Source organism: Alkalimonas delamerensis (genome assembly GCF_030717955.1).
Taxonomy (GTDB): domain Bacteria; phylum Pseudomonadota; class Gammaproteobacteria; order Enterobacterales; family Alteromonadaceae; genus Alkalimonas; species Alkalimonas delamerensis.
In genome coordinates this window covers 193,864-218,080 of the sequence record NZ_JAUZVY010000002.1, presented here as the reverse complement: position 1 = coordinate 218,080, position 24,217 = coordinate 193,864, and the positions used below count along the sequence as shown (strand labels likewise).

The window sequence follows — 24,217 nt, the reverse complement described above, 5'->3', positions numbered from 1 at the left end:
AGTTACCTCGCAAGCGTCCGTAAGTTCAGCAATTTTTGTACTTTGGCCAGCAGCATATCGGCATCAAATGGCTTCGTTAGGTAATCATTGGCGCCAAGTGCAACCGCTTTTTCCAGCTCGGGCTCTGGTAAACCGGAAATAACCAGCAAGCGGACATCGTTAAACTCAGGCTGCTTTCGAATCACCCGAATCACATCAAAACCATCGAATCCGGGCATCGCCAAGTCAATGGTTATTAAATCAGGAGCTTGTTGCAGCACCAACATGCCGGCTTCAAAACCGCCAGCGGCTTCCACCACATCCATTTCAAGTCGCTGCAAAGTACGCCGGATGATAGAGCGGATACCGACTTCATCGTCCACCACCAATACCCGAGGATGAACCGATAAGCTTGGCGGTATCGGCATCCCCTGTTTTTCCAAAAAGGCAATAAAATCTACAACTTGCACCCGGTAATTACCTCTTCCGGGTAATTTATGGCCTTTTAACTCGCCAGAAGCAATCCAACGACTGACCGTGCGGTGATGCACATCGCAATAGCTGGCAATTTCACTTGGTTTTAATGTTCTAAGCATAGTACAACTCAGCGAACTTGATTTACTTACGACAATAGCATACATTTATGATGTTTGCGACAAATGAGACAAATACGCCACCAAGAGGGCTTAATCATGACCGCTGCCGCCGCTAAAAAACCTGTTATCTTGTGCGTTGACGACGAGCATAGCATCTTAAACGCACTCAAACGGTTGTTTTTCCCGGTCGGCTTGGATATTGAGCTGGCAACCAACGGTCAGGATGCAATCAAGATACTGGAGTCAAAGAAAGTGCATCTAATCATTTCAGACATGCGCATGCCCGAAATGAATGGCGCTGAATTTCTGGCAAAAGCTGTGGAAATTCAACCCGATGCCTACCGCATCTTAATGACCGGATACAGCGATATGGCATCCACCATTGCGGCCATCAACGACGGCCGCATCCATCGCTATGTGCAAAAACCATGGAACAACAAAGACTTGCTTAACACCGTGAAAGATGGCTTAAAGCTGTTTCATCTGGAACAAGCCAACAAACGGATGCAGCAACAAATAAGCCAGCAAAACAAAGAGTTGAAAGAGCTGAACCATAACCTTGAGGAAATGGTTCATCAACGTACGGCCCAGCTTAAGAAAACGCTGGCGCAACTTCGGGCCAGCATGGCACGCTCTGAGCAAGAAAAGCAAAACAACCTCGATATCCTCTACAACGTGATTAGCATTCACCCTTTAATCAGCGCTGGCTTTGCTGTCAATGTATCCAACCTGGCTAAAGCCATTGCTGAAAAAATGCAATTGCCTGTCAAAGACATTGAAAACGTGGCTTTAACAGCTCTGCTGCATGAAATAGGCATGATAGGTCTACCGGCTGATTTGTTGAAAAAACCTTACCACCAGTTGGAGGGGCTTGAGAAACAGCAATTCATCGAGCATGCCTCGCACGCCGAGTTGATTTTATCGCCGGCCCCGCATCTGCGTGCTGTGGTAGAAGGGATCTGCTGCCAGTATGCTCACTTTAATGGCACCGGCTACCCGGCAGAATTAAAAGACACACATATTCCACTACCGGCCCGAATTTTGGCGGTAGCCAGAGATTATTGGTTGCTAATGACCCGCCGAAGTTACAGCAAGGTGTTAACACCCAAAGAGGCCTGCACCATGATTGTTCGAGCCAGCCATACCTTGTACGATCCGGCTGTGATTAACGCCTTCGAAGCCTGCTATCAAAAAAGCCGTGATATCTTTATTAATAGCATTCGCGATGGCTACAGCATCGACGAGCTCAAACCGGGCATGCGGCTGCGCTCAGCGCTGTACAATGAAACCAAAATTCTGTTGCTTCCCAAAGGCTGTGAGCTGACACCCGTGTTGATCGATAAATTGAAAAAATATCAACGCCAGCATCATCAAGAATTGAAGATTGATATTGCTCCGGAAGACGACGCAGCAACAGCATCTGAGGCGCCAACTGCGCCAAGCGAGGCCTGAATGTTTTCCATAGAAAGTCATCATATCGCCGCATCAAGCACTGCCGAGACAACAGAGAGGCTTCAGTCACTGCTTGCCAGTCACGACCGTCAGTTTTTGATTGGGTTTTGTGAAGCCGCCCTGCTGAAAGCCTTACCGAACGATTTAAGCCGGACGTCGCCTTGTTTGCTTGCCAGCTCCTGCCTGGGGAGCGCCAATGAACATCAGTTATCACTGCAACAGCACAGCATCAGTGTGCTGCGCTTTACAGACAAGGCCGGCTTTTATGGTGTGGCCAGCAGTCAGGAGGCCACTGACGTCCGTGCAGCAGCTGCCAAGACGCTTCTGAGCGCCATGGAAAAAAGTGGTCGCGGTCACCTTTCGCCTCAGCTCATCTGGTGTTTTCAAACGCCAGGGCAAGAGGAGCAGGTGCTGTTAGGAATCCAGGACATCGTTGGCACCAAAGTACCTGTTTTTGGCGGCAGCAGCGCAGACAATAGCATCGAGGGACAATGGGGACTGCATGATGGTAGCCAAAAATTAGCTCAAGGCTTTATCATCGCCGTGCTCTATCCCTCTGTACCGGTACTCGGTTATTTTGGCAGTGGCTACGAGCTTACAGAGCTGTCAGGTAGCGTCACCAAAGTCACTGGAAGAAAGCTGCAGGAAATCGATGGCCAGCCCGCTATCGATGTCATCAATAGATGGCGAACACAACTCGGGCACCCTATGCTTGAAGATGGCAATGTGCTGGCTGCATCCACCATGACGCCGATAGCACGCCTCAAAAGCAGCGGCGATATTCCGTTGTTGCTGCTAAGCCATCCGGCGATGGCATCCGGCGGCTGCCTGGATTTATTTTCAGAAGTGCATCCAGGTGAAACGCTGCATCTGGCATCAGGTTCAACCATGCAACTGATCGAGCGCGGACCTCAGGTCATCCGAACCGCCCGCGATATTGCGAAGCTGCGGGGTATGTTGTCGCTAGAAGGAGCCATCATCATTTTTTGTGGCGGCTGCATGCTGGCCATTCAGACTGCCATGGCCGAAGTGCAGGCTGCCATGGCAGCAGAGCTTCCAAATCTGCCCTTTATCATGGGCTTTACCTTTGGTGAGCAAGGGACTTTTAGCGATGGAGAAAGCCGCCATGGCAACCTGATGATTTCCTGCACGCTGTTTGGAGGTGATCGTGAAACCTGACGAGAGCCTGTTGGATAAACTGCATCAGCTGCAAATCAAAAATCGGGAGCTGGAGCAAGTGCACTTGTTGCAGACACTTATTCTGGACGGCCTGCATGTTATTTTAACGACCGAGGACATTGACGCACTCTTTGCCCAGTTTTTTGGGCTACTGCGCCAGGCACTCCACTTTGATGCCGCCGTCATAACCCAGTTGAGTGATGAACGGACTCAACTATTATCCGTCAGCTGCACGGAAACCGACAGCGATGGTGCACTCAACATTGTGCAGCACATCCACCAGAAAGGTCTGGAGCGCCCGCTGAATGCCTTTCACATTCCTTTGCTGTTTGAGGAACCATTGACTTTGACATCGCCCTGGTCCGACATGCGATCACTGCTTGGGATCGACATTCAAACCCAACACGCAGAGTATCAACTGTGGATTTTTTCTAACGAGCGCGCTGCTTTTGGCCCCCATGACTTGACGTTACTGCAGCAGTTTTCAAGCTTTGCCGGCAGCACCATTAGCCAGGTAGAAAAACGCCGCCTGCAACAGCAACAAAAAGAACTGCAAGCCCGGCAAGACCAGATTGAAAAAGTACTGATATCCTCGGAAAAAATGGCCTCACTGGGTCAAATGGCCGCCGGTGTTGCACATGAAATCAACAACCCGCTCAGTTATGTGCTTAGCAATATTCAAAACCTCGCCTACAACCACGAGCAGTTGCACCAGCTAATCGATGCGCTAAAGCACGAAGTTGCTGCCGACACAGCCCTGTCCATCCTTGAACACTACCGTTACCAAGCCATTTGCGTTGATACCGACGACATCATGGCCGAAATGACCGAGGGTGCAACGCGGGTTAAAGACATCGTGAAAAGCCTGCGGCAATTCTCACATCCGGATCAAAGCAAGACTGATGATATTGATCTGGCTGAACTGATTGACAATACCTTACGGGTGGCCTGGAATCAGATTAAGTACAGTGCCCAACTTGAAAAACATTACGGCAACAAACGCATTGTTGTCACCGCCCGCTCTGCTCAACTGTCGCAGGTATTGCTGAATATTCTGGTCAATGCCGCTCAGGCCTGCGACGAAAAGATAGGACTCATTCAAATCACCTTGTGTGACGACAAGGACAACGCCTTTATCGAAATCAAGGACAATGGCTGTGGCATCCCTGAAGACACCCTGACCAAAATATTTGATCCTTTTTTCACCACCAAAGCTGTTGGCAAAGGCACCGGCTTAGGTTTGGCAATCTCCAAAGCCATTATTGAACAACACAGCGGAAGCATTCAGGTCAGCAGTCAACCCAATCAAGGCACCAGCTTTGTCATCACTTTGCCGAAGCAACCGGATCTCAGTCATGGTGAAGCAGATGGCTATCTTTAAAGCGGCGCACCATGTCAACTGAACAGGACAAGCTTTCCGGTTTATCCAAAACCCTGTTTAGCATCTCTGAACTGAGTTATGCTGACTTGGCAGAAACTACCTATTTTGCCCAGTTGCATCAATGCGTGCATCAACTGGTGCACTGCGATAATTTTATGATTGTGCTCTATCATCCAGACCAATCTTCCCTGGAAATTGCTTATTTTTCCGATCAAAAAGATGCCTGCCCTGCCGTCAAACACTTTGCGCTTGGCGATGGCATTACTTCTTACGTCATTCGTCAGCGTAAACCAATCCTGCTGGATGCCACTGCAATCCAACGCCTGGTTCAACAAGGCGAGATTGCCAGTGTGCTTGGCCACCTTGACAGCATTGTCAGCTGGTTGGGTGTACCCATGCTGCTTGAGGATGAGCTGTTGGGTGTCCTGGTTATTCAGAGTTATTCCAGCGATGTGAAGTACCAGACCACCGATCTGGAGCTGATTGCATACGTTGCGGCCCACCTGGCCGCGCATTTTGAACGCCGCAAAGCGCATCAGGAGCGCCAGCAGCTGATGCAGCTGCTGGCAGAAAAAAACCATCAACTCGAACAGGCATTGCACCAGCTCAGGCAACAAGAGCTGTCGTTAATCCAACAACAGCGCATGGCCAGCTTTGGCAAGCTGGCAGAAAGCCTGGCCCATGAAATTAACAGTCCTCTTGGGGCAACTTTGTGCAACCTGCAACTGCTGCAACATTACGTGGAGACCCTGCCCAAAGTCATTCCTGCAAAGGCCATGGAGGCAATTACACAGCTCACCCCCGAGTTTCCGGAGATGCTAGCAGATGCCAAACAGCTGGTCGCAGAGACAGAAGCTTCCGCAAGCAAAATTGAAACCGTGGTCAAGCAGCTCACCCTATTCCATCACCAGGACAGCACCAGCAGTGCGCCGGTTCATGTCCATACACTGCTGCAGTCGGTTGCTTTGCTGCTTAAAAGCACTCATCATCGATTGATTCCAGTAGAGATTGAATGCGATAGCGCGTTGCAGCTAATCACCAATAAGGCCAAACTGGTTCAGGTGCTCTTTGGGCTGCTGGAAAATGCCATGGAGCATGGCAAGCCCCCGCTTAAAATGCAGGCCTTGCTGGATGAAACCGAGCATCATGTGCTGCTTCGGGTCATTGATCAGGGTTCGGGCGTTGCACCGACCTTGCTGCACGACTTGCAATATCGGCAAAACATGGCTGAGTCTGAGCAAAAAGGACTGGGGTTGGCACTTTGCATTCATACGGTGCAGGAATTAAAAGGCACATTGTCGCTGACGCCACAACGAGAGGGCCACACTTGTTTTGAAGTGCAGCTGCCCATGAGGTCAGGCTCTTAGTCTTTGTTTAGCTGTTAGCTCCGCGAAGGCTGCCCAGGGACACTGTCACAACATCGGACAAGCCCGTTAATTTTAACCAGAGCGCAGTGTAATCCTCCGGCTTCAAGCGTAACTCATGCCGTAACAGTTTCTCCATCGCATCCAACTCAAGGGCCACAGAATCAGCCCCCACAAAACGAGTCGAAGATTTTAAACGGTGACACAAGGCCGCAAGCGCTATCGCATCGCCTGCACGATAGGCTGTTTGCATTTCGTCCATGGTTTTCGTCAAAGACGCCTGGTAATCATGCAACACCTCTGCCAATGCGTCCTGCCCAACCATTGCCGATAAGCTGTCCAGCCTCAAGGATATCGATGGCTGAGCATCTGAACCTAACCAGCGGCTTAAGCCATCACGCAGCGCCTGAAGTGTAATGGGCTTGGTAAGGTGATCGTCCAGTTGATGGGTGCGGCTGCGCTCGATGTCTTCAGGCATGACACCCGCCGACAGCGCCAAAATCGGTTTGCGAAAGCCTTGCTGGCGCAGCAGTTCAGTGGCCGATAGGCCATCCATCACCGGCATCTGAATGTCCATCAGGATGATGTCAGGCTCCTGCAGTGCCACCGCGGCCAGGGCAGCTTTGCCATGCTCGGCTTCACGAACCGACAGGCCCAACCGTTCCAGCATTTTTCGCAGCAATAAACGGTTGGTGCTGTCGTCCTCAACCAGCAGGACCTGCCCGTGCAATTGACCAGCAGGCGTTATAGAGGGACGCTCAGCTAATTCGGTGGTAGCAGCAAAAGGCAAGCTCAGTTGAAATGAGAAACAGCTGCCCTCGCCAGGCGAGGATTGCACCTTGAGCGCACTCTGCATTTTCTGCAGCAACCCCTGGCTGATGAAAAGCCCAAGGCCGGTCCCACCGAACTGGCGGGTAATGCTGGTGTCGAGCTGGTGAAAGGCATCAAATAACTGAGCAATGCTCTCCTCGCTCATACCAATACCGGTATCGGTCACGGCAACCTCCAAGGTAACGGCGTCGTTGTCTGTATCAAGGACTCGGAATTCCACCGTAACACGACCATAGTGGGTAAACTTAATGGCGTTGCCGACCAGGTTAATCATCACCTGGTTAAAGCGAAGCGCATCGAGCATCACTGGACGGTGCAGGGCTGAGTCAACAGAGACCTGCAAACTTAAGCCTTTGCGCTGTGCCTGAAATTGCATCATGTCGTCCAGCTCTAACATCAAACGGGACAGACGGACAGGTTCTGGCTTCAGCTCCAGCTTGTTGGCTTCAATTTTCGATAAATCCAGAATATCGTTGATCACCGACAACAAGTGAGAAGACGCTTGTTGAATTTTTTGGTTAAAATTCTTCGCCTGAGCGGGCAAATCCAGTGACTGCATTAACTCGCTAAAGCCGGTAATGGCATTGAGTGGCGTGCGCAATTCGTGACTCATGTTGGCAAGAAACTGTGCTTTCACCTGAGCAGCAGACTCGGCCGATTGTTTGGCGGTATTTAGCAGCTGCATGGTGTCCATCCGCTCTTTTAGGTTGACCAGCATTTGAGCAAACACGGTCAGCAGTTTGCGCTCCTGCTGATCGTAGTGGTGAAATCGACGCACCGAGTCAAAGCCAACAAAACCGATTAATTTGCCCTGATGCCGCATCGGAATGGTGATGATGCTTTTTATGCCCTGAGGAGCCAAAATGGCCTTAATCGGATCATCGTCTGGCAATGCTGGTACATCGGGGTACAGCATCTGCTCACCCTGCAGATGGGCACTCAACCACTGTGGAATGTGCAAGATTGACACATTTTGCAACTGTTCAATTTCCGCGCTAATCCCTTCTGCACACCACTCGTGTGTATTGCTGCAGGTATTGCGCTCAAAATCGTATGAAAAAATATAAACGCGATCGGCATCGACAAAGCGCCCCATTTGCTCCAGGGTGTCGGCAATCAGGAGCTCCGCTTCAGCCAGAGGCACGTTAATAAAACGCTCAGCAATGGCCAGCAAAATATCGGTTAATTCGCTACCGGTAGCGTCAGTTTTCAAAAGCTGCTCTTGCTGCATATCAACCCCGATAAGCTTTAAAGCAAAAACGGAACCTGGTTCCGGTACCAGGCTCACTGTCCACCTGCATAGTTGCCTCATGCTCCTGCACTATGTTGTAGACTTCGGCCAAACCAAGGCCAGTGCCCTGACCCACAGCCTTGGTAGTAAAAAAAGGATCGAAGATACGGGACAAGGTTTCGTTGTCCATGCCACAGCCATTGTCCTGAATAATCAGCTCAATGCTGTCTTGCTGCAGTGTGCAACGAATTTGCAACAGGCCCATCGGCTGCATCGCCTGCAAGGCATTTAGAATCACATTAAATAGCAGCTGCCGTATGGAGGCTGCTTTGGCCCAAATCAGTGCATTCTGCTCAGGTAGCTCCAGCTGCACTTTCGCTTTGTATTTGATTTCGTTTTCCAGCAATGCAAGGGCCGAGCGTATCACCGCCGCCAAATCAAGAGCCACCCAACCCTCGTCGTCGTAAGTGGCAAAATCACGCAGGCTTTTGACGATGCTTCGAACGCGCTCAGTTCCCTCCAGCGACTCTTTAATAAGATCAGGCAAATCCGACTGGATATAAGCAACACCTAAACGTTCATATAGGTCGCTAAGTAGAGCGATAAACCTCGGTTCGGCTTGTTTCTGAATAATTTTTTGCTGTCGATCCATCACGTTTATCAATTTAGCGGTATAGTCCTGCATGGTCTCTAAATTGGAGCGAACAAAACCTACCGGGTTATTGATTTCATGGGCAACGCCTGCTGCCAACTGACCAATGGATGCCATCTTTTCTGATTGCAACATTTGCTGTTGTGCCTGCTTCAGTTCAGCATGCAGCTTTTGCAACTGCTGATGTTCTTCTTCCAATGCGGCTTTTAACTCACTTTGCTGCAAAAAATAGCTAGCCTCGGCGGTGACATCCGAAATCACCATACACAGGTGTGAAACTTCGTCTGCCGAGTCCAGAAGTGGAATAAATTGCACGTTTTGGTACATTTCGGACTCGTCGCCGGTAATGGGGCGACTGCTGCTCATTGGAAAGACATGCGGACGCTGCTGCCAATAGCTAAAACTCGGGTTTTTCAAGGCGAACACACTGTTGATTTTCCGTTTTAAAAAACGGATCTGCTGCGGAAACACATCATCCAGCAGACGCCCCGTTAAATCGGCTTGCCTGAGCGTAAGACCGCCCGAGAATGCCGCATTGGCAAACACAATGGTTCTCGCCTCATCAATAATGCACACCGCTATCGGCAGTTGCACCAGCACATGCTCGAGCTCAGCTTTTCTCATCAAGACTCCAGCAAGGCGCGAATGGGGATCAGCAACTCACTGGTCGAGCCTTCACTTAAACCAATCAACACCCTGGCATCGAATTGCATTTGCTCAATCCGAAAATCCACATCCATCAGCAAAATGGAAGACCAATCAGCATCTTGTGGTGTTGTTTCGGGATAGTAAAAGGCTGGCATTGCCAATTGTGCGCTGAGCTCCAGTTGACTGGTAAAACCTTGCAGGCAAGCAGCCGATAAAATATTAGTAACTTCCAGTACCAGTTCTTCTGTGGCACTGTGATCAAGCGGCAGCTCAAAATCCATCAGTTCAGCGATGGCTTCACAGCCTTCTTTTTGCAAACTGGTGATGACTTCACCTCGCAAAGTACCCAGGAAAGATTGCCGGGCAAACCAGCTGTTGGACATACCGTGGATCATGGCCTGAAAGTCTTGCGGTGTCATGGTACGAATGGCCGGCACCGACAACGTCACCTTGGTTTGTATCAATCGTGCCATGGCATTGGCTGCCTGCCCCATCGAAATATTCATGATCTCTTGCAGCGCATCACGCTCATCTTCCGATAGGCTAATCATAACAAGCCCACCTCGTGCAGAGTCTGACGCAATTCATCGGCTTGCAATGGCTTTTTAAGAAACCGAAAGGCACCTAAGGAGTTCACCAAAGCCTGAGCCTCTGGCTGAATGTCGGCACTGATCACAATAACCACCGTTTTCTCATGGTGATCATGCAGTGTTTTCAGCACCTCAAAGCCATTCATTTCGGGCATTTGCAGGTCCAAAAACAGCACGTCAGCTTTTCCTGCATGCACGGCATCCATGGCTTCCACACCATTTTTGGCTTCGTGAATATCGACATCCCAGTCTGCCGGTAAAGCGCGCCGGATTGTTTTACGCGACAAGGCGGAATCGTCTGCTATCGTAACCGGTATTCCCATGGTACTCTCCCATAGTCTGCAAAGACCTTACTGTCTCATTTGTCTCATACTAGCTCAATATCAGTTTTTTAGCAAAAACAATTGCTGGGCCAAAAAGTAAGTGAGCCAGAGTGTGGATAGTAAGAGTATAGGTGAAGCAAACGTAAAGGGTGTGATGACCGCAGCCATCTTAGGATTGGCCATCGGAGCACAAAAAAATACAATCAATCGGGCATACGGCGATGCAGGTGGGTTGGTCGTAAAATCCCTCGCACTCGGTGCAGCGGCTGGCATCTACCTCATAGTGGTGCTCACCCAGGTAAATGGCATCGTTTGGGCATTCCGGCACGCACATGTCGCAATTGATGCAACTGACTTCAATCACCGCGGTCATGCATTAACCTGCTGCTTGTTGCAACGGCCCTGACTGAGCTGGCTGCAGTTGTTTCAATAGCATGGCATGTTGCAGTGGCTGGTGCCGCGGCAATTTGACTTTCAGCTGGTAACACGAGCCTGGGGCTAACAGCAGCTCTTGATTTTGCTGATCTCGCAATGCTTCAAGCACAAAGGCTTGATTGCCCTGCGGGCTCATCAGCACCAGTTGATCGCCAACGGCAAACTGGTTTTTAACCTCCACCAGCGCAAAACCGTCCGCATCGGCCTCCCCAATAAACTCACCAACCAGCTGCTGCTGCCCGACACTATGGCTGGTCTGGTAGTTTTGCAGCTCTTGCGGCAGGTGACGGCGTAAAAAGCCTTCGGTAAAACCGCGATTGGCCATGCCATCGAGCTCTTGCAGCAGGCTGGTATCAAAAGCTTTGCCAGCCACCGCATCGTCAATGGCCCGGCGGTACACCTGTGCGGTGCGGGCGACGTAATAAGGCGACTTGGTGCGGCCTTCAATTTTCAGCGAATGCACCCCCATCTCGGTCAGGGCTTTGACATGGGCAATCGCCCGCAAATCTTTCGAGTTTAAGATGTAACTGCCATGCTCGTCTTCTTCCATCGCCATCAGCTCGCCGGGGCGGCCTTGTTCTTCAATCAACACCGGCTCACTGACCGGCTGGTTTTTGACAGGGGTAAACTGGCCAACCGCATCTTCGGTGGCCGGATGCACCTGATAGCTCCAGCGGCAGGCATTGGTGCAGGTGCCCTGGTTCGGATCGCGTTTATTGATGTAGCCGGATAACAGGCAGCGACCAGAATAAGCCATGCACAAGGCACCGTGCACAAAGACTTCCAACTCCATCTCCGGTACCTGGCGACGAATATCGGCAATCTCTTCCACCGCCAGCTCACGTGATAAAATCACCCGCTCCACACCTTGCGCCTGCCAAAATTTGACCGCGGCCCAATTGACGGTATTGGCCTGCACCGACAAATGCAACGGCATCTGTGGAAAGTGCTGCTTTAGCAGGTAAATCACCCCGGGATCCGATACAATCAGCGCATCCGGCTCCAGCGCCACCACCGGCGCCATGTCCTCGACAAAACGGTTTAGCTTGCTGTTGTGCGGCGCAATATTGACCACCACATAGAACTTTTTACCGAGCTGATGCGCTTCACCAATGCCGGTGGCCAGGGTGGGCAAGTCAAATTCGTTGTTGCGCACCCGCAAACTAAAACGCGGCTGACCGGCGTAGACTGCATCGGCGCCGTAGGCAAAGGCCAGGCGCATGGCTTTTAAACTGCCGGCGGGTGAAAGCAACTCTGGTATTAAAGCCATTGTAGGCTCCATCTGAATAAAATTGCTGCATGGTAACTTTCCTGCTTTGGCAAGATTTGATCCAGCACAAAAAAAGCTGACTTACCGGCTCCGTATACCCAGGTTGAGGTATATCTCACTCCATTCAGAGCAATAACAAGCCCGTTGAACAACGACTAAGATGCAATCAAACACCGAGCTGCTGGCTCTAACGCTTCCTGTTAAAGGAAGCCATGACCAGCATGCCGTGGCAATCAGGCCACCGGGTATGGCGGGAAACGGCCCTACCTCCCGATTTGGAAAGGTGAATTATGCTGATCGACGCTTATGCGCGCCGTTTTACCTATTTGCGGCTGTCCATTACCGAAAGCTGCAATTTTCGTTGCAGCTACTGCCTGCCCGACGGGCCGGATTGCAGCTCCCGCAAGGACGAGCTGACGCTGCCGGAAATCAAACGCCTGGTCAAAGCCTTTGCCCTGCTCGGCACCCGCAAGGTCCGGATTACCGGCGGTGAGCCGTCGCTGCGTAAAGACTTAACCGATATTATCGCCGCCTGCAAACAAACCGAAGGTATTGAGCAAGTAGCACTGACCACCAACGGCTATCGGCTGCAGCGCGATCTAAGCAGCTGGCAACAGGCTGGGCTGGATGCCATCAATGTCAGTGTCGATAGCCTGGATGCCGCTACCTTTCATCTGGTGACCGGTGAAAACCGCCTGCCAGCCATTCTCGATGGCATCGATCAGGCCATGGCTGCCGGCATGGGTAAAGTCAAACTCAATACCGTACTGCTGCGCCAGCACAATGCGCTGCAACTGCCCGATTTTCTGGAATTTGTCCGCGACAAAGCCGTCTCGCTGCGCTTTATCGAGCTGATGCGCACCAACGACAATCAGAGTTATTATCAACAACAGCATTTAAGCGGTGCCAGCATTCAGCAGCACTTGCTAAAACAAGGCTGGCAGCTGCAGCAAAAAGGAAAAAGTGCCGGCCCAGCGCTGGAATATGCCCACCCGGATTATCGCGGCCAGATTGGCCTGATCATGCCTTACAGCAAGGATTTTTGCGCCGATTGCAACCGGCTGCGGGTATCCAGCCGTGGCCAGCTGTTTTTGTGCCTGTTTACCGAGCAGCACCAAAACCTGCGCCACTTGTTGCAAGACGATAACCCCGAGCCCTTGATGCATTACCTGCAGCGTGCGGTGCTGGGTAAGGCCGCAAGCCATGAGCTGCATCAGGGCAACAGCGGCTCAACCCGTCATTTGGCGATGATTGGTGGCTGAGATTGGCGGTTGAGATTGGTAGCTAGCTGGAGGTGATTTTGATGTCCGTACCGCAAAAAACAACGCCGATGCCCTTTGATGCCATCCTGCTGGCCGGTGGTAAATCCAGCCGCATGGGCACCGATAAAGCCGAACTGAACTGGCAGGGCCAACCGCTGTGGCAGTACATGCGAGCGCTGGCGATAGAAGCAGGTGCCTCGGACGTGTTCGTCAGTCGCAATGCCGCCGGCTTTATTCCGGATCGTTTCGCCAAAGCCGGGCCGCTGGCCGGTATCGAAGCCGGCTTAAACCGCTGCCGCCGCGATCGGGTGCTGGTGCTGGCCATCGATACCCCACTGCTCAGCGTCAGCGACATTCAGCAGCTGGTATCCACAAATACCCGTAAAGCGGTGTGCTTTGCCGGCCATGCCCTGCCCTGTGTGTTGCCCAACACCCTGTCGGTGCATCGTTATTTGCAGCAGGTACTGTCAAGGCCCCATAGCAATCGTTCGGTGCAGGCGCTGCTTAGTGCCATTGGCGTGGAAAGCTGTGAGCCCAGCCATGCTGCCGCGCTAAGCAATACCAATACCCCGGCTGACTGGCAGCAGGCCCAGCAGTTGGCTTCGAAGGAGTCTTGCCATGGCTAAAGCCCCCCGCACTTTTCAATCACTGCAACTGGCCATTCTCACGGTCTCCGATAGCCGCAGCCGCGCCAATGACAGCAGCGGTGATTTGCTGCAACATCGGGCAGAGCGGGCTGGCCACCAGGTGCCTGAGCGGGCACTGCTGCCGAACAATCGTTATCAGCTGCGCGCTCAAATCAGCCAGTGGATAGCAAGCCCTGCAGTGCAGGTGGTGCTGGTCAATGGCGGTACCGGCTTTGCCGCCGGAAATTGCACTGTCGAAGCGCTAACGCCGCTGTTTGATCACCCCATCGATGGCTTTGGCGAGCTGTTTCGCCAGTTGTCCTTTCAACGCATTGGCAGTGCCAGTGTGCAGTCGCGCGCTTGCGCTGGCCTTGCCAACCAAACGCTGATCTTTGCCATGCCGGGCTCTGGCTCGGCCTGTGAGCTGGCCTGGCAGCAGTTGATCGAACCGCAGCTTAATGCTGCCACCGGCCCCTGTAATTTTGTGCCTCATCTTAAAAACAGCACAGCCGCTGGCTGTGAAGGAATTGCCTGATGTCTGCAGAAAACCCTAGCAAAGTAAACCCAAGCAAAGAAAGCCCAAGCAAAGAAACCCAGCTCACCCATTTGAATGCTGATGGCAGTGCGCTGATGGTGGATGTTTCCGGCAAAGCCAGCAGCATGCGTGAGGCCATTGCCAGTGCCAGCGTGCAAACCCAGCCGGATGTGATTGCGCTGATTGAGCAGGCGCTGGTAAAAAAAGGCGATGTGCTGGCCACCGCCCGCATTGCCGGCATTATGGCAGCGAAAAAAACCAGCGATTTGATCCCACTGTGTCATCCATTGCCGCTGTCCAAAGTTAGCATCGATTTTGAACTCAATGCCGCAAGCGGCCAGATTTTTATCCAAAGCCTGTGCCGGGTGCAAAGCCAGACCGGGGTGGAAATGGAGGCCCTGACCGCCGCCTCGGTGGCAGCGCTGACCATTTACGATATGTGCAAAGCGGTCGATCCGGCCATGGTGATTGGCCCCATTCAATTGCAGCAAAAAACCGGTGGCAAACATGGTTTGTGGCAACGGCCCACTGAAGGAGCAGCCTTATGATCAAAGTCCTTTTCTTTGCAGCACTGCGCGAGCGGTTAAATACCGCGGCTCTGGAACTCGACAGCAGCAGTTTTGAACACGATGCCAGTGCCGCTGCGGTGCTTAAGCATCTGCAAAGCCGCTCTGCCGACTGGCAGCAAGAGCTAAGCCGGCAAGACTTGCTGTGCGCGGTGAACCAACAGCTGTGCCCACTGCACACCAAGGTAAACCCCGGTGATGAACTGGCGTTTTTCCCGCCGGTCACCGGTGGCTGATACAGCCGTAGCGGAGGCAAGCATGAGCATTGTTGTGCAGGTACAAAGCGAGGACTTTTGCGTTGGCACTCAGTACCAGTTGCTGAGCCAGGACAGCCGCTGCGGTGCTGTAGTCACCTTTACCGGTTTGGTGCGGGAACTAAGCAGCGGCGATTTGAAGCAGATGACGCTGGAGCATTACCCCGGCATGACCGAGCAGGCGCTGCACGCTATTGCCGCTGAAGCCCAGCAGCGCTGGCAACTGGGCGCAGTACGGATCATTCACCGCATCGGCGCGTTAACACCGAATGAGCAGATTGTGTTTGTTGGGGTGGCCAGTGCCCACCGCGCCGCTGCCTTTGCCGCCGCGCAGTTTGTGATGGACTACCTGAAAACCCGGGCGCCGTTCTGGAAAAAAGAATGCACCGCTCAGGGTGATACCTGGGTCGCGGCCAAAACAAGCGATCAGGATGCCGCCGAGCGCTGGGGGTAATCGATGCGTATTCTTTGGGTCTTCAGTTTGTTGCTCTGTATGCTGCCGGTCAGGGCCTCGGAGCCAGTGACCATCGCAGCCGCTTCCGATCTGCGCTATGCGCTGGATGAGATCATCGCGCTGTACCAAAGCGAGCACCCCAAGGCGCGGATCCGCGTCAGCTACGGCTCGTCGGGAAAAATCAGCACCCAAATCCGTCACGGCGCTCCTTTTGATCTGTTTTTTTCGGCCGATATTCAGTTCCCCGAGCAGCTCTATGCCGAAGGCCATGTCAGCACAGCACCAGAGCTCTATGCGATAGGCCGCATCGTGCTGTGGAGCCCGCGGTTGGATCTGACGGAAGTCACCTTGTCTCAGCTCAATGCGCTAAACTTTCGCCGCCTCGCCATCGCCCAACCGGCGCATGCGCCCTATGGCCTGCGCGCCAAGGAGGCTTTGCAGGCGCTTGGCCTGTGGGATGCGCTGGAACCTAAGCTGGTCTATGGCGAAAACATCGCCCAAACCGCCCAGATGGCACAAAGCGGCGCGGCCGAAGTGGCCATTATTGCGCTGTCGCTGGCCCGTTTTCCGCAGCTTTCCCGCCATGGCTATCAGCTGATCCCAAGCGATTTGCACCAGCCACTGACCCAGGCCTACAGCGTGACCCGTCATGGTGCCAACAACGCCAGTGCGCATCACTTTGCCGCCTTTATGCAAAGCAGCGAGGCGCGTTCCATCCTTGAGCACTACGGTTTCGAACTACCGGCCAGGCGTGTGGAGTAAGGGTGATGATCGAACTCACTGCACACGACTGGCAAGCCATCCAACTGACGCTGAAGCTGTGTTTGTACACCACGCTGATTTTATTATTGCTGGGCACCCCGCTCGCCTGGTGGCTGGCCCAGGGCCAGAGCCGGGGTCAGTGCCGGGTGCGCACCGCTATTCAGGCGCTGGTGGCCTTGCCACTGGTGCTGCCACCCACAGTACTGGGCTTTTATCTGTTGCTGCTGCTCGGCCCAGAGGGCGCGGTTGGTGGCACTTTGGAGCGGCTGGGGTTTCAGCATCTGGCTTTTAGCTTTCCCGGTATTTTGATTGGTTCGGTGATTTACTCGTTGCCTTTTACCGTGCAGCCGCTCTTGGAGAGCTTTCGCCGCATGGGGCCAAGGCCGCTGGAAGTGGCGCAGACGCTTGGGGCCGGTAAACTGGACCAGCTGTTTAGTGTGGTGTTGCCGCTTTGTCGCGGTGGTTTTATCGTCGCCGCCACCCTGACCTTTGCCCATACACTGGGCGAGTTTGGCGTGATTTTAATGCTGGGGGGCAGCATACCGGGTGAAACCCAGGTGCTGTCGGTGCTGATTTACGATCACACCGAAGCGATGAACTACAGCCAGGCGCATCAGCTGTCGCTCGGCCTGCTGATTGCCGCCTTTGTGGTGCTCTTTATTGTCTATGGCCTGAACAAGCGCTTTGACCGGGGGCCACTGACATGACCGACCATAGCCTTTCCCGCGCAGGCGATAAACTCAGCTTCTGGCACAGGCTTAGCTGGCGCTGGCAGCGTTTTGGCAATACCAGCGTAGCCGCTAGCAGCACCCATTGCCAAAGCCAGCCCGAAGCCGTCACTCTTCGCCTTAACTGCACGGTCAAGCGCGGCGATTTTTGCCTGCAACTGAACGACACCCTGCCGCTTCAGGGCATCACCGCTCTGTTTGGTCGCTCTGGCTGTGGCAAAACCAGCTTGCTGCGCGCTATTGCCGGGCTGGATCGCCATGCCAATACCCATATCCGCTTTGGCAGCATCACCTGGCAGCAGGATAGGGATTTCTTACCTGTGCATCAGCGGCGTATTGGCATGGTGTTTCAGGAAAGCAGCTTGCTGCCGCATTTATCGGTGCAGCAAAATCTGCTCTATGGCTATCAGCGCCTGCATGCCAGGCAGCCGATTGCACTGAAGCCAGAACAAGTCATCACCCTGCTGGAACTGACGCCACTGCTTAGCCAAAGGCCAGAGCAATTGTCCGGCGGTCAGCGCCAGCGGGTCGCGCTTGGCCGGGCACTGCTAAGCCAGCCGCAATTGCTGCTGCTCGATGAGCCACTGGCTTCCCTGGATCAGCAAAGCCGCAACGACATTCTGCCTTTTTTGCAGCGCATCGCCGCAAAAACCGGCATACCGATGCTGCTGGTCAGCCATCAGCTGGACGATGTGGTCAAACTGGCCGATCAGCTGGTGCTGATGCAAAACGGCCGCATCCACAGCCAGGGCCCGCTGCCACAGCAACTGCTCCGCCCCGAACTCGCCGCCAGCGGCGCTTTATCGCTGCTGCATGCCAACCATAGTGCCAGCCAAGCGCACCTGCTAACGCTTAGCATCGGCCAGCAGCAGCTGCAATTGCCAGCACCGCCATTTAGCCAACCAAACTACCGCCTGCGCATCCAGGCCCGTGACGTCGCACTAAGCACCCAACCCATTCAGGACAGCTCAGTCAGCAATCAACTAAAAGTCACCATCACCGGCTTTCACCCAGCCCCCCACCCGGCCGAAACCTTGGTGCAACTCGACCTCGCCGGCCAGCCTTTGCAGGCGCTGCTGACGCAGCAATCGGTTGAGCGGTTGGGGTTGCAGCTTGGACAACAGGTTTATGCGCAGATTAAGGCTGTGGCTTTGGATTGAAAACGGCAAGCTATGTGCGGACTCGCAGATGCCATTTTTCAGGTTCCCGACTCGGATGAAATACTGCCAAAACAAGCACATATTTTTCCTCAACCCGATACAGTACACCATGAGGGAAAGTTTCCAGAGGCCAACGCCTGACAGAAAAGTCTAGCTCTTGCATGGCAAGTGGTTGCTCAGCGATAAGTGCTGTGGCGGCCTCGATTGCAGCTTGAAACCTGCGGGCCAGCTCGGGATGGATAGAGCGGTAACGCGATTTTTCCTGGCGAATATCTTCACGGGCAGACGCCAAAAACCGAATAGGCTTCAATCGTCGTCCGCCCTTAAGTCAGCAAACACCTCGTCAGCAGAGTAGGATTCCTCCTCTCCCTGCAGGTAGGACTGATATCGCCGATTAGCCTCGTGCACCCAAGCTTTTTCAACTTGGGCAGGAGCAATCTTTGGGCGAGGCTCTAAACTATCCAGCAGATGCACTATCAATTCTGCACGCTCTGAAACCGGCAGCGAAAGTGCCTCAGATTCAATCAGCTCAGTAGCAGGCAACATAAATACCTCATTCGCGAATTATCTCTTTGGCAAGTTTACACTCTGCTCCGGACTTACTCCACTACCCACTTTCATCAGCCAATGCTTCGTGAGAAGTCAATTGGTCAAGCCTTGACTTGAACCCTTGAACTGCCCATCAGCTACAATGAGCAAAAAAGTTAGCCAAGCAGTGCCATGCGTTCTTGCTCGGTGAGTATGCCCACCAACACAGTGCGGCGGCGCAGTTTTTTCATCCGCTCGCCGTTATCCAGCAAAGCGGTGCGAAATAGGTCCGGCTGGTCAATGCAATCCAAAATACTGTGCCAGTGAATGTAGCCGCCATGCTTTATCTGCCCGGCCTGATAGCGCTGCTCCAGAGTCTGACGGATACCGCTGATACGCCAGGGCTCAGCCAGCAGCTTTTCGGCCATGGCACTGTGTAACCGCAAAATATGCTGATCGGTGGCGGCTGAAGCTTTGCTGACACTGCGCTGGCGCATTCTTGGTGGTGGCATCTTTACTGCCTTAAAGCGCGCAATCGCCGCCAGTGCAATGGCTGCGCTTGGCGGCCCAATAGGCATAGGCTTTGCTGGCCAGCCAATAGCAAGGTGGCAGACGTAACAGCGCCACCAATCGGGTATGTCCGGCCAATTGCCAGTAGTAGAGGCTGGCATCGATGCCAATCAGAAATTGGTCATGCCGCCACAAATGAATTTGTTGCATCATCGCCGCTTTCGTCACCCCGGCAAAGCCGCTAAAGCCGTCGGCGCTGATATCGACAAGCTCTAGATGCGGCCTTAGTTTGGGTGCCAACCAGTTAATTTCACGCCGACATAAAGCGCAGCTGCCATCAAAAAACAGTTTTTGCATCGCTAAAGGCTCAATTCCGCTATTGGCTACATGCTCCTGTCTGATTACGGTTGGCTCAGCTTATGGATCAATGTTTTAAAGGCGCTGAACTTTATCCTTTGCACAGCACGGCAGTAAAATTAGCAGCTTGCTAGCTCGCTACGCACCAAAGCAGCCCCGGCCGTTAACACCTGAAGCTTGCCCCGTGCTATCTGGCGCGGCAGCGGCGCCATGCCGCAGTTGGTGCATGGGTAGAGCTTGTCGGCATCGACAAACTGCAGTGCCTGACGCAGCGTGGCGGCGACCTCCTCCGGGGTTTCAATGCTGTGGTTTGCCACATCAATGGCCCCGACCATCACTTTTTTGCCACGAATAAGCGCCAGCAAGTCCATCGGAACCCGGGAGTTGTGGCATTCCAGCGAGATGATATCGATGGAGGACTCCCGAAGTTTTGGAAAAACAGCCTCGTACTGGCGCCATTCCGAGCCCAGCGTTTGCTTCCAGTCGGTATTGGCCTTGATGCCGTAGCCATAGCAAATATGCACAGCAGTTTCGCAGTCAAGGCCGGCTATCGCCTGCTCTAAGGCAGCAATGCCCCAGTCATTCACTTCGTCAAAAAACACATTAAAAGCCGGCTCGTCGAACTGGATAATATCCACCCCGGCCGCCGCCAACTCTTTGGCTTCCTGATTGAGAATTTTGGCAAACTCAAAGGCCAGTTGCTCGCGGCTTTTGTAATGGCCATCGTACAGGGTGTCTATCATGGTCATCGGGCCTGGCAGCGCCCATTTGATCGGTTGTTTGGTTTGCTGGCGTAAAAAGCGCGCATCCTCCACGAAGACCGGCTTTTGCCGGCTGACCGCGCCGACCACTGAGGGCACGCTGGCTTCGTAACGATTGCGAATACGCATGATTTCGCGTTTGGCAAAGTCCACGCCATCCAGGTGCTCAATAAAGGTGGTGACAAAATGTTGCCGCGATTGCTCGCCGTCGCTGACAATATCCAGCCCGGCCTGTTGCTGCTCGTGCAGCGCCAGGCGCAGCGCATCCTGTTTGCCATCGGTTAATTCCTGGCCCTGCAATTTCCAGGGCGACCACAGGGTTTCAGGCTCAGCCAGCCAGGATGGTTTGGGCAAGCTACCAGCGGTGGAGGTAGGAAGTAGTCTGTTCATCATGCGATCGCCCGCTCTTCAGTTAACGTTTCAAGCAAAGGGTACTGTGCAGCCCATTGTTCCAGCAGCTGCTGGTGCGGCTTGATAAAGTGCTCCTGGGCAAACCGGCCCTGCTCCACCGCCAGCCGGCTGCGCTCCTCCCGATCGTAGACGATGTCGGTTGCGGCGTGATCCGGGTTTTTCAGATTGGGCCGATAGCGCTCCCCTGCCGCGACATGGGCACTGTAAATTTCCGGCCGGTATATTTTTTGAAAGGTTTCCATGGTGCTGATGGTGCCAATCAGCTCCAGATTGCTGTAATCATTGAGCAAATCGCCAAAGAAATAAAACGCCAGCGGCGCGGCGCTTTGAGCCGGCATAAAGTAGCGCACATTCAAGCCCATTTTTTTGAAGTACTGCTCGGTCAGCGAGCTGTCATCCGGCTGATACTCCACGCCCAACACCGGGTGCCAATTGTTGGTACGCTGGTAGGTTTTGTTGTCGGACACACTGAGGCAAATCACCGGTGGCTTACGAAAGTGTTGCTGGTACTCGCTGGAGCTGACAAAGCACTGAAACAGCTTGCCGTGCAAATCGCCAAAGTTTGGCGGAATGCTGAAATTGGGCTTGTTTTTGTTGTGCTCCAGCAGCACCACACTGAAATCATAATCGCGCACATAGGACGAAAAGTTGTTGCCAACAATGCCTTCAACTTGCTGATTGGTTTTACGGTCAATGATGCTGGTTTTAAGCACTTCTATCGCCGGAAACCCCTGCGCTTTGCCTTCGATGTGGATATCGACGGAAATGATGTCCAGCTGCACCGCATAGCGATCAGCATTTGGGTTATCCCAGGGCGCCAGTGCATTAAAGCGGCGGTCAATCATCGCCAGGGTTTTGCGTAAATTCTGCTGACGGCTGGCCCCTCTGGCCAGATTGGCAAAGTTGGTAGTGATGCGGGTGTTATCGGCTGGCTGATAATGCTCGTCAAAAGCGATGCTTTTAATGCTGAATGTAAAGTTGTTCATAGTCTTTGCTACCCTGTTGTCTGTTACCTATGCTGCTGGTTTGCGCACGGCAAACCCTGTTGCATGCATTTGTTGCCAGTGCATCCGACGCCAAATTAGGCATCTGGACATCTAAATGGCAACCATGGGTGTGTTATACGCGCAAAATCCGGGGAAGGAAAATGGTGATATTTCAGATGCAGTATGAAAAATTTTCATACTGCTATTTTCCTCTTAGCAACGGCTCTGCTGCATAGCTCTAATTGAAACGCATAGGGCTTGTGATAGGTAGCTATAGGGAGTGCATGTGATAGGCAGACTAAAACGATGGCCACTGCCAGAAAGCCGCACAAATCGCACGATTTAAGCGTATTGACCGCTTTGTGCGATACGTTATACTTCAAGGGGTGGTTAACAATGGAGCTTTACCATGCAAACATTAACCGCAAATGATGCAAAGCGGAATTTTGGCGAATTGCTGCTCAATGCGCAGCGGGAACCGATTAAAATAAGCAAAAACAGTAAAGATGCTGTGGTGGTGATGTCTATTCATGATTTTGAAGCATTGGAGGCGATGAAGGCGGAGTATTTGAAACAGTGCTTTGATGCTGCGAAGAAGGACCTTGCCAACGGCAAGGTAGTTGATGGCGAAAGTTTTCTTAACGCGCTCTAAAGCCATTGATGCAACAGAAAAGCTTTCAGCTAAGCAGCCTGGCACAGGCACATTTGCGTGCAATTAGAGATTACACCCTAACAAATTTCTCTGAATCGCAGTGGCTAAAATACAAAGCAAGTCTGCTGTCTGGCTTTCAAATGTTGGCCGATAATCCTGAACTGGGACGAAGTTGTGACGACATCTACCCCTCGGGGTTCTATTTCCCAATTGGCAAACATACCGCCTACTTCACACAAGAAGACGGCTTTATTCTGATCGTGGCCGTATTAGGGCAGCCACAACTGCCACAAAAGCATCTTCCCTAGGAAATCTGACCTCTCAACTTTTTAAAAGATGCTTATGATCTTGTGGCATCATCTGGCACTTTAAGCCTCATGGACAATACAACCAGCAAGCCACAAGCAAACCCCGTTGCCAGGGAACTGCTGAAACCGCCATTGATAAAGAGCAACTTGATTGCTTGCAAACTGACAAAAACAGGAATAAATAAAATAGCAGCCCATTTAAGGCTTAAATAGGTTTTAACCGGCTGATTGCACTTTGGGCACAGCTGCATAGAGCCAAATTTATTGATGCTTCTGGAAAAGACACTCACATGTTGCGAGCAATGCGGACACTTCATCAGAACCTCTTTGTGTTAGGCTAAGCAAACTGAAATTTGACTGACGGCCTTATTGAACAAGTTCGGCCAATTGAGCCGCTCTTTCTGACCGTTTCTGAGCCGTTGCTTAAAGGTGCGACAAGCGCACGACGATCTTACCATTATGTGCAGCAACACCAAACCGCTGAAAAGCCTGGCGCACATCGGATTCGGTGAAGTCGTACAGCTTATCCAGCACCGGCTTAAAGTGACCGCTCTCAAACAGCTCGTTAAAATACGCCAGATCGCCGTTCGCCTGCAGGCCTATCACCCGCAGCTTTTTGTCGCGTTCGCGCTGGATGCGTAAACCAGAAAGCGCGATTCGAAGCAACTTGGTAAGTTGCCCGCCAACAGTTGCGTACACCCCACCCGGACTCAAAGCACGTTCATAGTCTTTGGGCGACTGCTCGGTTTTCACGTCGATAATCAAGTCATAACGCTGGCCATTACGAGTGAAATTAACGGCCCGGTAGTCGATGACCTGATCGAAGCCCCAGCATCGCATCAGCGCCAGTTTTTCTGCACTATCAACCCCTGTGACCTCGACGCCTTGAGGTTTCAGCAGTTGAACGGCGATACTGCCTACCCCGCCGCCAGCGCCGTTGATCAGCACCTTTTGATCTGGTGGCAGCGAGTGCTTAGCCCGGATCCCTTGCAGCGCCAACATACCGGCCTGCGGGATCGCCGCTGCTTGCTCAAACGACATACTTGGTGGTTTTCGGATCAGGGCATCTTCGGGCGCACAGACAAACTCGGCAAAACCACCAAAGCCACAACCAGACAGATCGCCGTACACTTCATCGCCCGGCTTGAAGCGGGATACATGGCTGCCAACGGCCTCAATGCGCCCCGCAATATCTGAGCCCACAATGATGCTCGGTTTAAACAAGCCGACCATCAAACGATTGGGAATAAAAGGGCTGCCATGCAGCAGTGCCCAATCCCAATCATTGATGGAAACAGCATGCACCTTGATAAGCACCTGGTGCTTAGCGGGGATCGGCTTTTTAACCTCGCTTAGTTCCAGCGAGTCCAAACAGCCGTACTGTCGTTGACGCAAGGCTTTCATAGCACTCCGGGAGCCCTCATTT

29 protein-coding genes, 1 pseudogene and 1 riboswitch are annotated in these 24,217 nt (G+C 52.8%); of the genes and pseudogenes, 15 read left to right on the top strand and 15 right to left on the bottom strand.

Annotation, left to right across the window (positions count from 1 at the left end):
• Window positions 1–2: 2 nt before the first annotated feature.
• Window positions 3–575: a response regulator gene (locus Q3O59_RS05530; RefSeq protein ID WP_305944628.1), complete on the bottom strand. Its 573-nt coding sequence runs from the start codon at window positions 573–575 to the stop codon at window positions 3–5.
• Window positions 576–671: 96 nt separating this feature from the next.
• Between Q3O59_RS05530 and nosR the strand changes: the two genes are divergently transcribed.
• Genes nosR through Q3O59_RS05510 form a run of 4 tightly spaced genes read left to right on the top strand, consistent with a single transcriptional unit; the run spans window position 672 to window position 5,954 of the window.
• Window positions 672–2,027, top strand: a complete 1,356-nt coding sequence (nosR, locus tag Q3O59_RS05525) for a response regulator c-di-GMP phosphodiesterase, NosR family (protein ID WP_305944627.1) — start codon at window positions 672–674, stop codon at window positions 2,025–2,027.
• A complete protein-coding gene (locus Q3O59_RS05520) occupies window positions 2,028–3,206 on the top strand; it encodes an FIST signal transduction protein (protein WP_305944626.1) in 1,179 nt (392 codons plus the stop codon).
• On the top strand, window positions 3,196–4,587 hold the full coding sequence (locus Q3O59_RS05515; protein WP_305944625.1) for a sensor histidine kinase: 1,392 nt from the start codon (window positions 3,196–3,198) through the stop codon (window positions 4,585–4,587). Before Q3O59_RS05520 ends, Q3O59_RS05515 begins: the two co-directional genes overlap by 11 nt.
• 11 nt (window positions 4,588–4,598) lie before the next feature.
• On the top strand, window positions 4,599–5,954 hold the full coding sequence (locus Q3O59_RS05510) for a GAF domain-containing sensor histidine kinase (RefSeq protein WP_305944624.1): 1,356 nt from the start codon (window positions 4,599–4,601) through the stop codon (window positions 5,952–5,954).
• Between the two features lie 7 nt (window positions 5,955–5,961).
• On the opposite strand, the gene Q3O59_RS05505 is transcribed toward Q3O59_RS05510, so the two are convergent.
• The 6 genes and pseudogenes from Q3O59_RS05505 to trhP all read right to left on the bottom strand — a co-directional run bounded on the left by Q3O59_RS05505 (window position 5,962) and on the right by trhP (window position 11,931).
• Window positions 5,962–7,995, bottom strand: coding sequence for a GAF domain-containing hybrid sensor histidine kinase/response regulator (locus Q3O59_RS05505; protein WP_305944623.1), 2,034 nt, complete (start codon window positions 7,993–7,995; stop codon window positions 5,962–5,964).
• Window positions 7,996–8,014: 19 nt separating this feature from the next.
• Window positions 8,015–9,289 (bottom strand): PAS domain-containing sensor histidine kinase, encoded by a 1,275-nt coding sequence (locus Q3O59_RS05500; RefSeq protein WP_305944622.1) that lies wholly within the window; start codon window positions 9,287–9,289, stop codon window positions 8,015–8,017.
• The gene (locus tag Q3O59_RS05495) at window positions 9,289–9,864 is read right to left on the bottom strand and encodes a chemotaxis protein CheC (protein ID WP_305944621.1); all 576 of its coding nucleotides are present in this window, start codon (window positions 9,862–9,864) and stop codon (window positions 9,289–9,291) included. The genes Q3O59_RS05500 and Q3O59_RS05495 overlap by 1 nt, the downstream gene beginning before the upstream one ends.
• Complete coding sequence (locus tag Q3O59_RS05490) at window positions 9,861–10,226, bottom strand: response regulator (RefSeq protein ID WP_305944620.1); 366 nt, start codon at window positions 10,224–10,226, stop codon at window positions 9,861–9,863. The genes Q3O59_RS05495 and Q3O59_RS05490 overlap by 4 nt, the downstream gene beginning before the upstream one ends.
• Before the next feature lie 196 nt (window positions 10,227–10,422).
• Window positions 10,423–10,599, bottom strand: a pseudogene (locus tag Q3O59_RS05485) (YfhL family 4Fe-4S dicluster ferredoxin); the annotation flags it as partial.
• 3 nt (window positions 10,600–10,602) lie between these two features.
• Window positions 10,603–11,931 carry a prephenate-dependent tRNA uridine(34) hydroxylase TrhP gene (gene trhP / locus Q3O59_RS05480; protein ID WP_305944619.1) on the bottom strand — a complete coding sequence of 443 codons (1,329 nt, stop codon included), beginning with the start codon at window positions 11,929–11,931 and terminating at the stop codon, window positions 10,603–10,605.
• A 159-nt stretch (window positions 11,932–12,090) separates the two neighbouring features.
• Window positions 12,091–12,233: riboswitch (molybdenum cofactor riboswitch) on the top strand.
• Between trhP and moaA the strand changes: the two genes are divergently transcribed.
• The 9 genes from moaA (at window position 12,222) to modC (ending at window position 18,278) form a co-directional block, all read left to right on the top strand.
• Window positions 12,222–13,193, top strand: a complete 972-nt coding sequence (moaA, locus tag Q3O59_RS05475) for a GTP 3',8-cyclase MoaA (protein WP_305944618.1) — start codon at window positions 12,222–12,224, stop codon at window positions 13,191–13,193. It overlaps the preceding riboswitch by 12 nt.
• A gap of 41 nt (window positions 13,194–13,234) precedes the next feature.
• Window positions 13,235–13,819 carry a molybdenum cofactor guanylyltransferase gene (gene mobA / locus Q3O59_RS05470; protein ID WP_305944617.1) on the top strand — a complete coding sequence of 195 codons (585 nt, stop codon included), beginning with the start codon at window positions 13,235–13,237 and terminating at the stop codon, window positions 13,817–13,819.
• Window positions 13,812–14,354 carry a molybdenum cofactor biosynthesis protein B gene (moaB, locus tag Q3O59_RS05465; RefSeq protein WP_305944616.1) on the top strand — a complete coding sequence of 181 codons (543 nt, stop codon included), beginning with the start codon at window positions 13,812–13,814 and terminating at the stop codon, window positions 14,352–14,354. The genes mobA and moaB overlap by 8 nt, the downstream gene beginning before the upstream one ends.
• A 95-nt stretch (window positions 14,355–14,449) precedes the next feature.
• Window positions 14,450–14,902, top strand: a complete 453-nt coding sequence (gene moaC / locus Q3O59_RS05460) for a cyclic pyranopterin monophosphate synthase MoaC (RefSeq protein WP_305945110.1) — start codon at window positions 14,450–14,452, stop codon at window positions 14,900–14,902.
• Window positions 14,899–15,156 carry a MoaD/ThiS family protein gene (locus tag Q3O59_RS05455; protein ID WP_305944615.1) on the top strand — a complete coding sequence of 86 codons (258 nt, stop codon included), beginning with the start codon at window positions 14,899–14,901 and terminating at the stop codon, window positions 15,154–15,156. The genes moaC and Q3O59_RS05455 overlap by 4 nt, the downstream gene beginning before the upstream one ends.
• A gap of 22 nt (window positions 15,157–15,178) precedes the next feature.
• On the top strand, window positions 15,179–15,628 hold the full coding sequence (gene moaE / locus Q3O59_RS05450; protein WP_305944614.1) for a molybdopterin synthase catalytic subunit MoaE: 450 nt from the start codon (window positions 15,179–15,181) through the stop codon (window positions 15,626–15,628).
• Window positions 15,629–15,631: 3 nt separating this feature from the next.
• Complete coding sequence (gene modA, locus Q3O59_RS05445) at window positions 15,632–16,390, top strand: molybdate ABC transporter substrate-binding protein (protein ID WP_305944613.1); 759 nt, start codon at window positions 15,632–15,634, stop codon at window positions 16,388–16,390.
• 5 nt (window positions 16,391–16,395) lie between these two features.
• Entirely contained in the window at window positions 16,396–17,097 is a 702-nt protein-coding gene (modB, locus tag Q3O59_RS05440; RefSeq protein ID WP_305944612.1) for a molybdate ABC transporter permease subunit, read from the top strand.
• Entirely contained in the window at window positions 17,094–18,278 is a 1,185-nt protein-coding gene (gene modC / locus Q3O59_RS05435) for a molybdenum ABC transporter ATP-binding protein (RefSeq protein ID WP_305944611.1), read from the top strand. Before modB ends, modC begins: the two co-directional genes overlap by 4 nt.
• Window positions 18,279–18,288: 10 nt before the next feature.
• Here the strand turns inward: modC and Q3O59_RS05430 are convergent, their stop codons facing one another.
• From Q3O59_RS05430 to Q3O59_RS05405, 6 genes are all read right to left on the bottom strand, one after another.
• Complete coding sequence (locus tag Q3O59_RS05430; protein WP_305945109.1) at window positions 18,289–18,570, bottom strand: type II toxin-antitoxin system RelE/ParE family toxin; 282 nt, start codon at window positions 18,568–18,570, stop codon at window positions 18,289–18,291.
• A gap of 14 nt (window positions 18,571–18,584) precedes the next feature.
• Window positions 18,585–18,824 carry an addiction module protein gene (locus tag Q3O59_RS05425; RefSeq protein WP_305944610.1) on the bottom strand — a complete coding sequence of 80 codons (240 nt, stop codon included), beginning with the start codon at window positions 18,822–18,824 and terminating at the stop codon, window positions 18,585–18,587.
• A 158-nt stretch (window positions 18,825–18,982) separates the two neighbouring features.
• On the bottom strand, window positions 18,983–19,318 hold the full coding sequence (locus Q3O59_RS05420; protein WP_305944609.1) for a hypothetical protein: 336 nt from the start codon (window positions 19,316–19,318) through the stop codon (window positions 18,983–18,985).
• A 10-nt stretch (window positions 19,319–19,328) separates the two neighbouring features.
• Window positions 19,329–19,673 carry a thiol-disulfide oxidoreductase DCC family protein gene (locus Q3O59_RS05415; RefSeq protein ID WP_305944608.1) on the bottom strand — a complete coding sequence of 115 codons (345 nt, stop codon included), beginning with the start codon at window positions 19,671–19,673 and terminating at the stop codon, window positions 19,329–19,331.
• A gap of 119 nt (window positions 19,674–19,792) precedes the next feature.
• Entirely contained in the window at window positions 19,793–20,827 is a 1,035-nt protein-coding gene (locus tag Q3O59_RS05410; RefSeq protein ID WP_305944607.1) for a methionine synthase, read from the bottom strand.
• A complete protein-coding gene (locus Q3O59_RS05405; protein WP_305944606.1) occupies window positions 20,824–21,831 on the bottom strand; it encodes a DUF1852 domain-containing protein in 1,008 nt (335 codons plus the stop codon). The genes Q3O59_RS05410 and Q3O59_RS05405 overlap by 4 nt, the downstream gene beginning before the upstream one ends.
• A gap of 409 nt (window positions 21,832–22,240) precedes the next feature.
• On the opposite strand from Q3O59_RS05405, the gene Q3O59_RS05400 reads away from it, so the two are divergent.
• Together Q3O59_RS05400 and Q3O59_RS05395 are read left to right on the top strand one after the other, a co-directional pair.
• Window positions 22,241–22,483, top strand: coding sequence for a type II toxin-antitoxin system Phd/YefM family antitoxin (locus Q3O59_RS05400; RefSeq protein WP_305944605.1), 243 nt, complete (start codon window positions 22,241–22,243; stop codon window positions 22,481–22,483).
• 8 nt (window positions 22,484–22,491) lie between these two features.
• On the top strand, window positions 22,492–22,791 hold the full coding sequence (locus Q3O59_RS05395; protein WP_305944604.1) for a type II toxin-antitoxin system RelE/ParE family toxin: 300 nt from the start codon (window positions 22,492–22,494) through the stop codon (window positions 22,789–22,791).
• 32 nt (window positions 22,792–22,823) lie between these two features.
• On the opposite strand, the gene Q3O59_RS05390 is transcribed toward Q3O59_RS05395, so the two are convergent.
• On the bottom strand, window positions 22,824–23,108 hold the full coding sequence (locus tag Q3O59_RS05390) for a hypothetical protein (protein WP_305944603.1): 285 nt from the start codon (window positions 23,106–23,108) through the stop codon (window positions 22,824–22,826).
• A 106-nt stretch (window positions 23,109–23,214) separates the two neighbouring features.
• Window positions 23,215–24,195 carry an NAD(P)-dependent alcohol dehydrogenase gene (locus Q3O59_RS05385; protein ID WP_305944602.1) on the bottom strand — a complete coding sequence of 327 codons (981 nt, stop codon included), beginning with the start codon at window positions 24,193–24,195 and terminating at the stop codon, window positions 23,215–23,217.
• Window positions 24,196–24,217 lie beyond the last annotated feature (22 nt).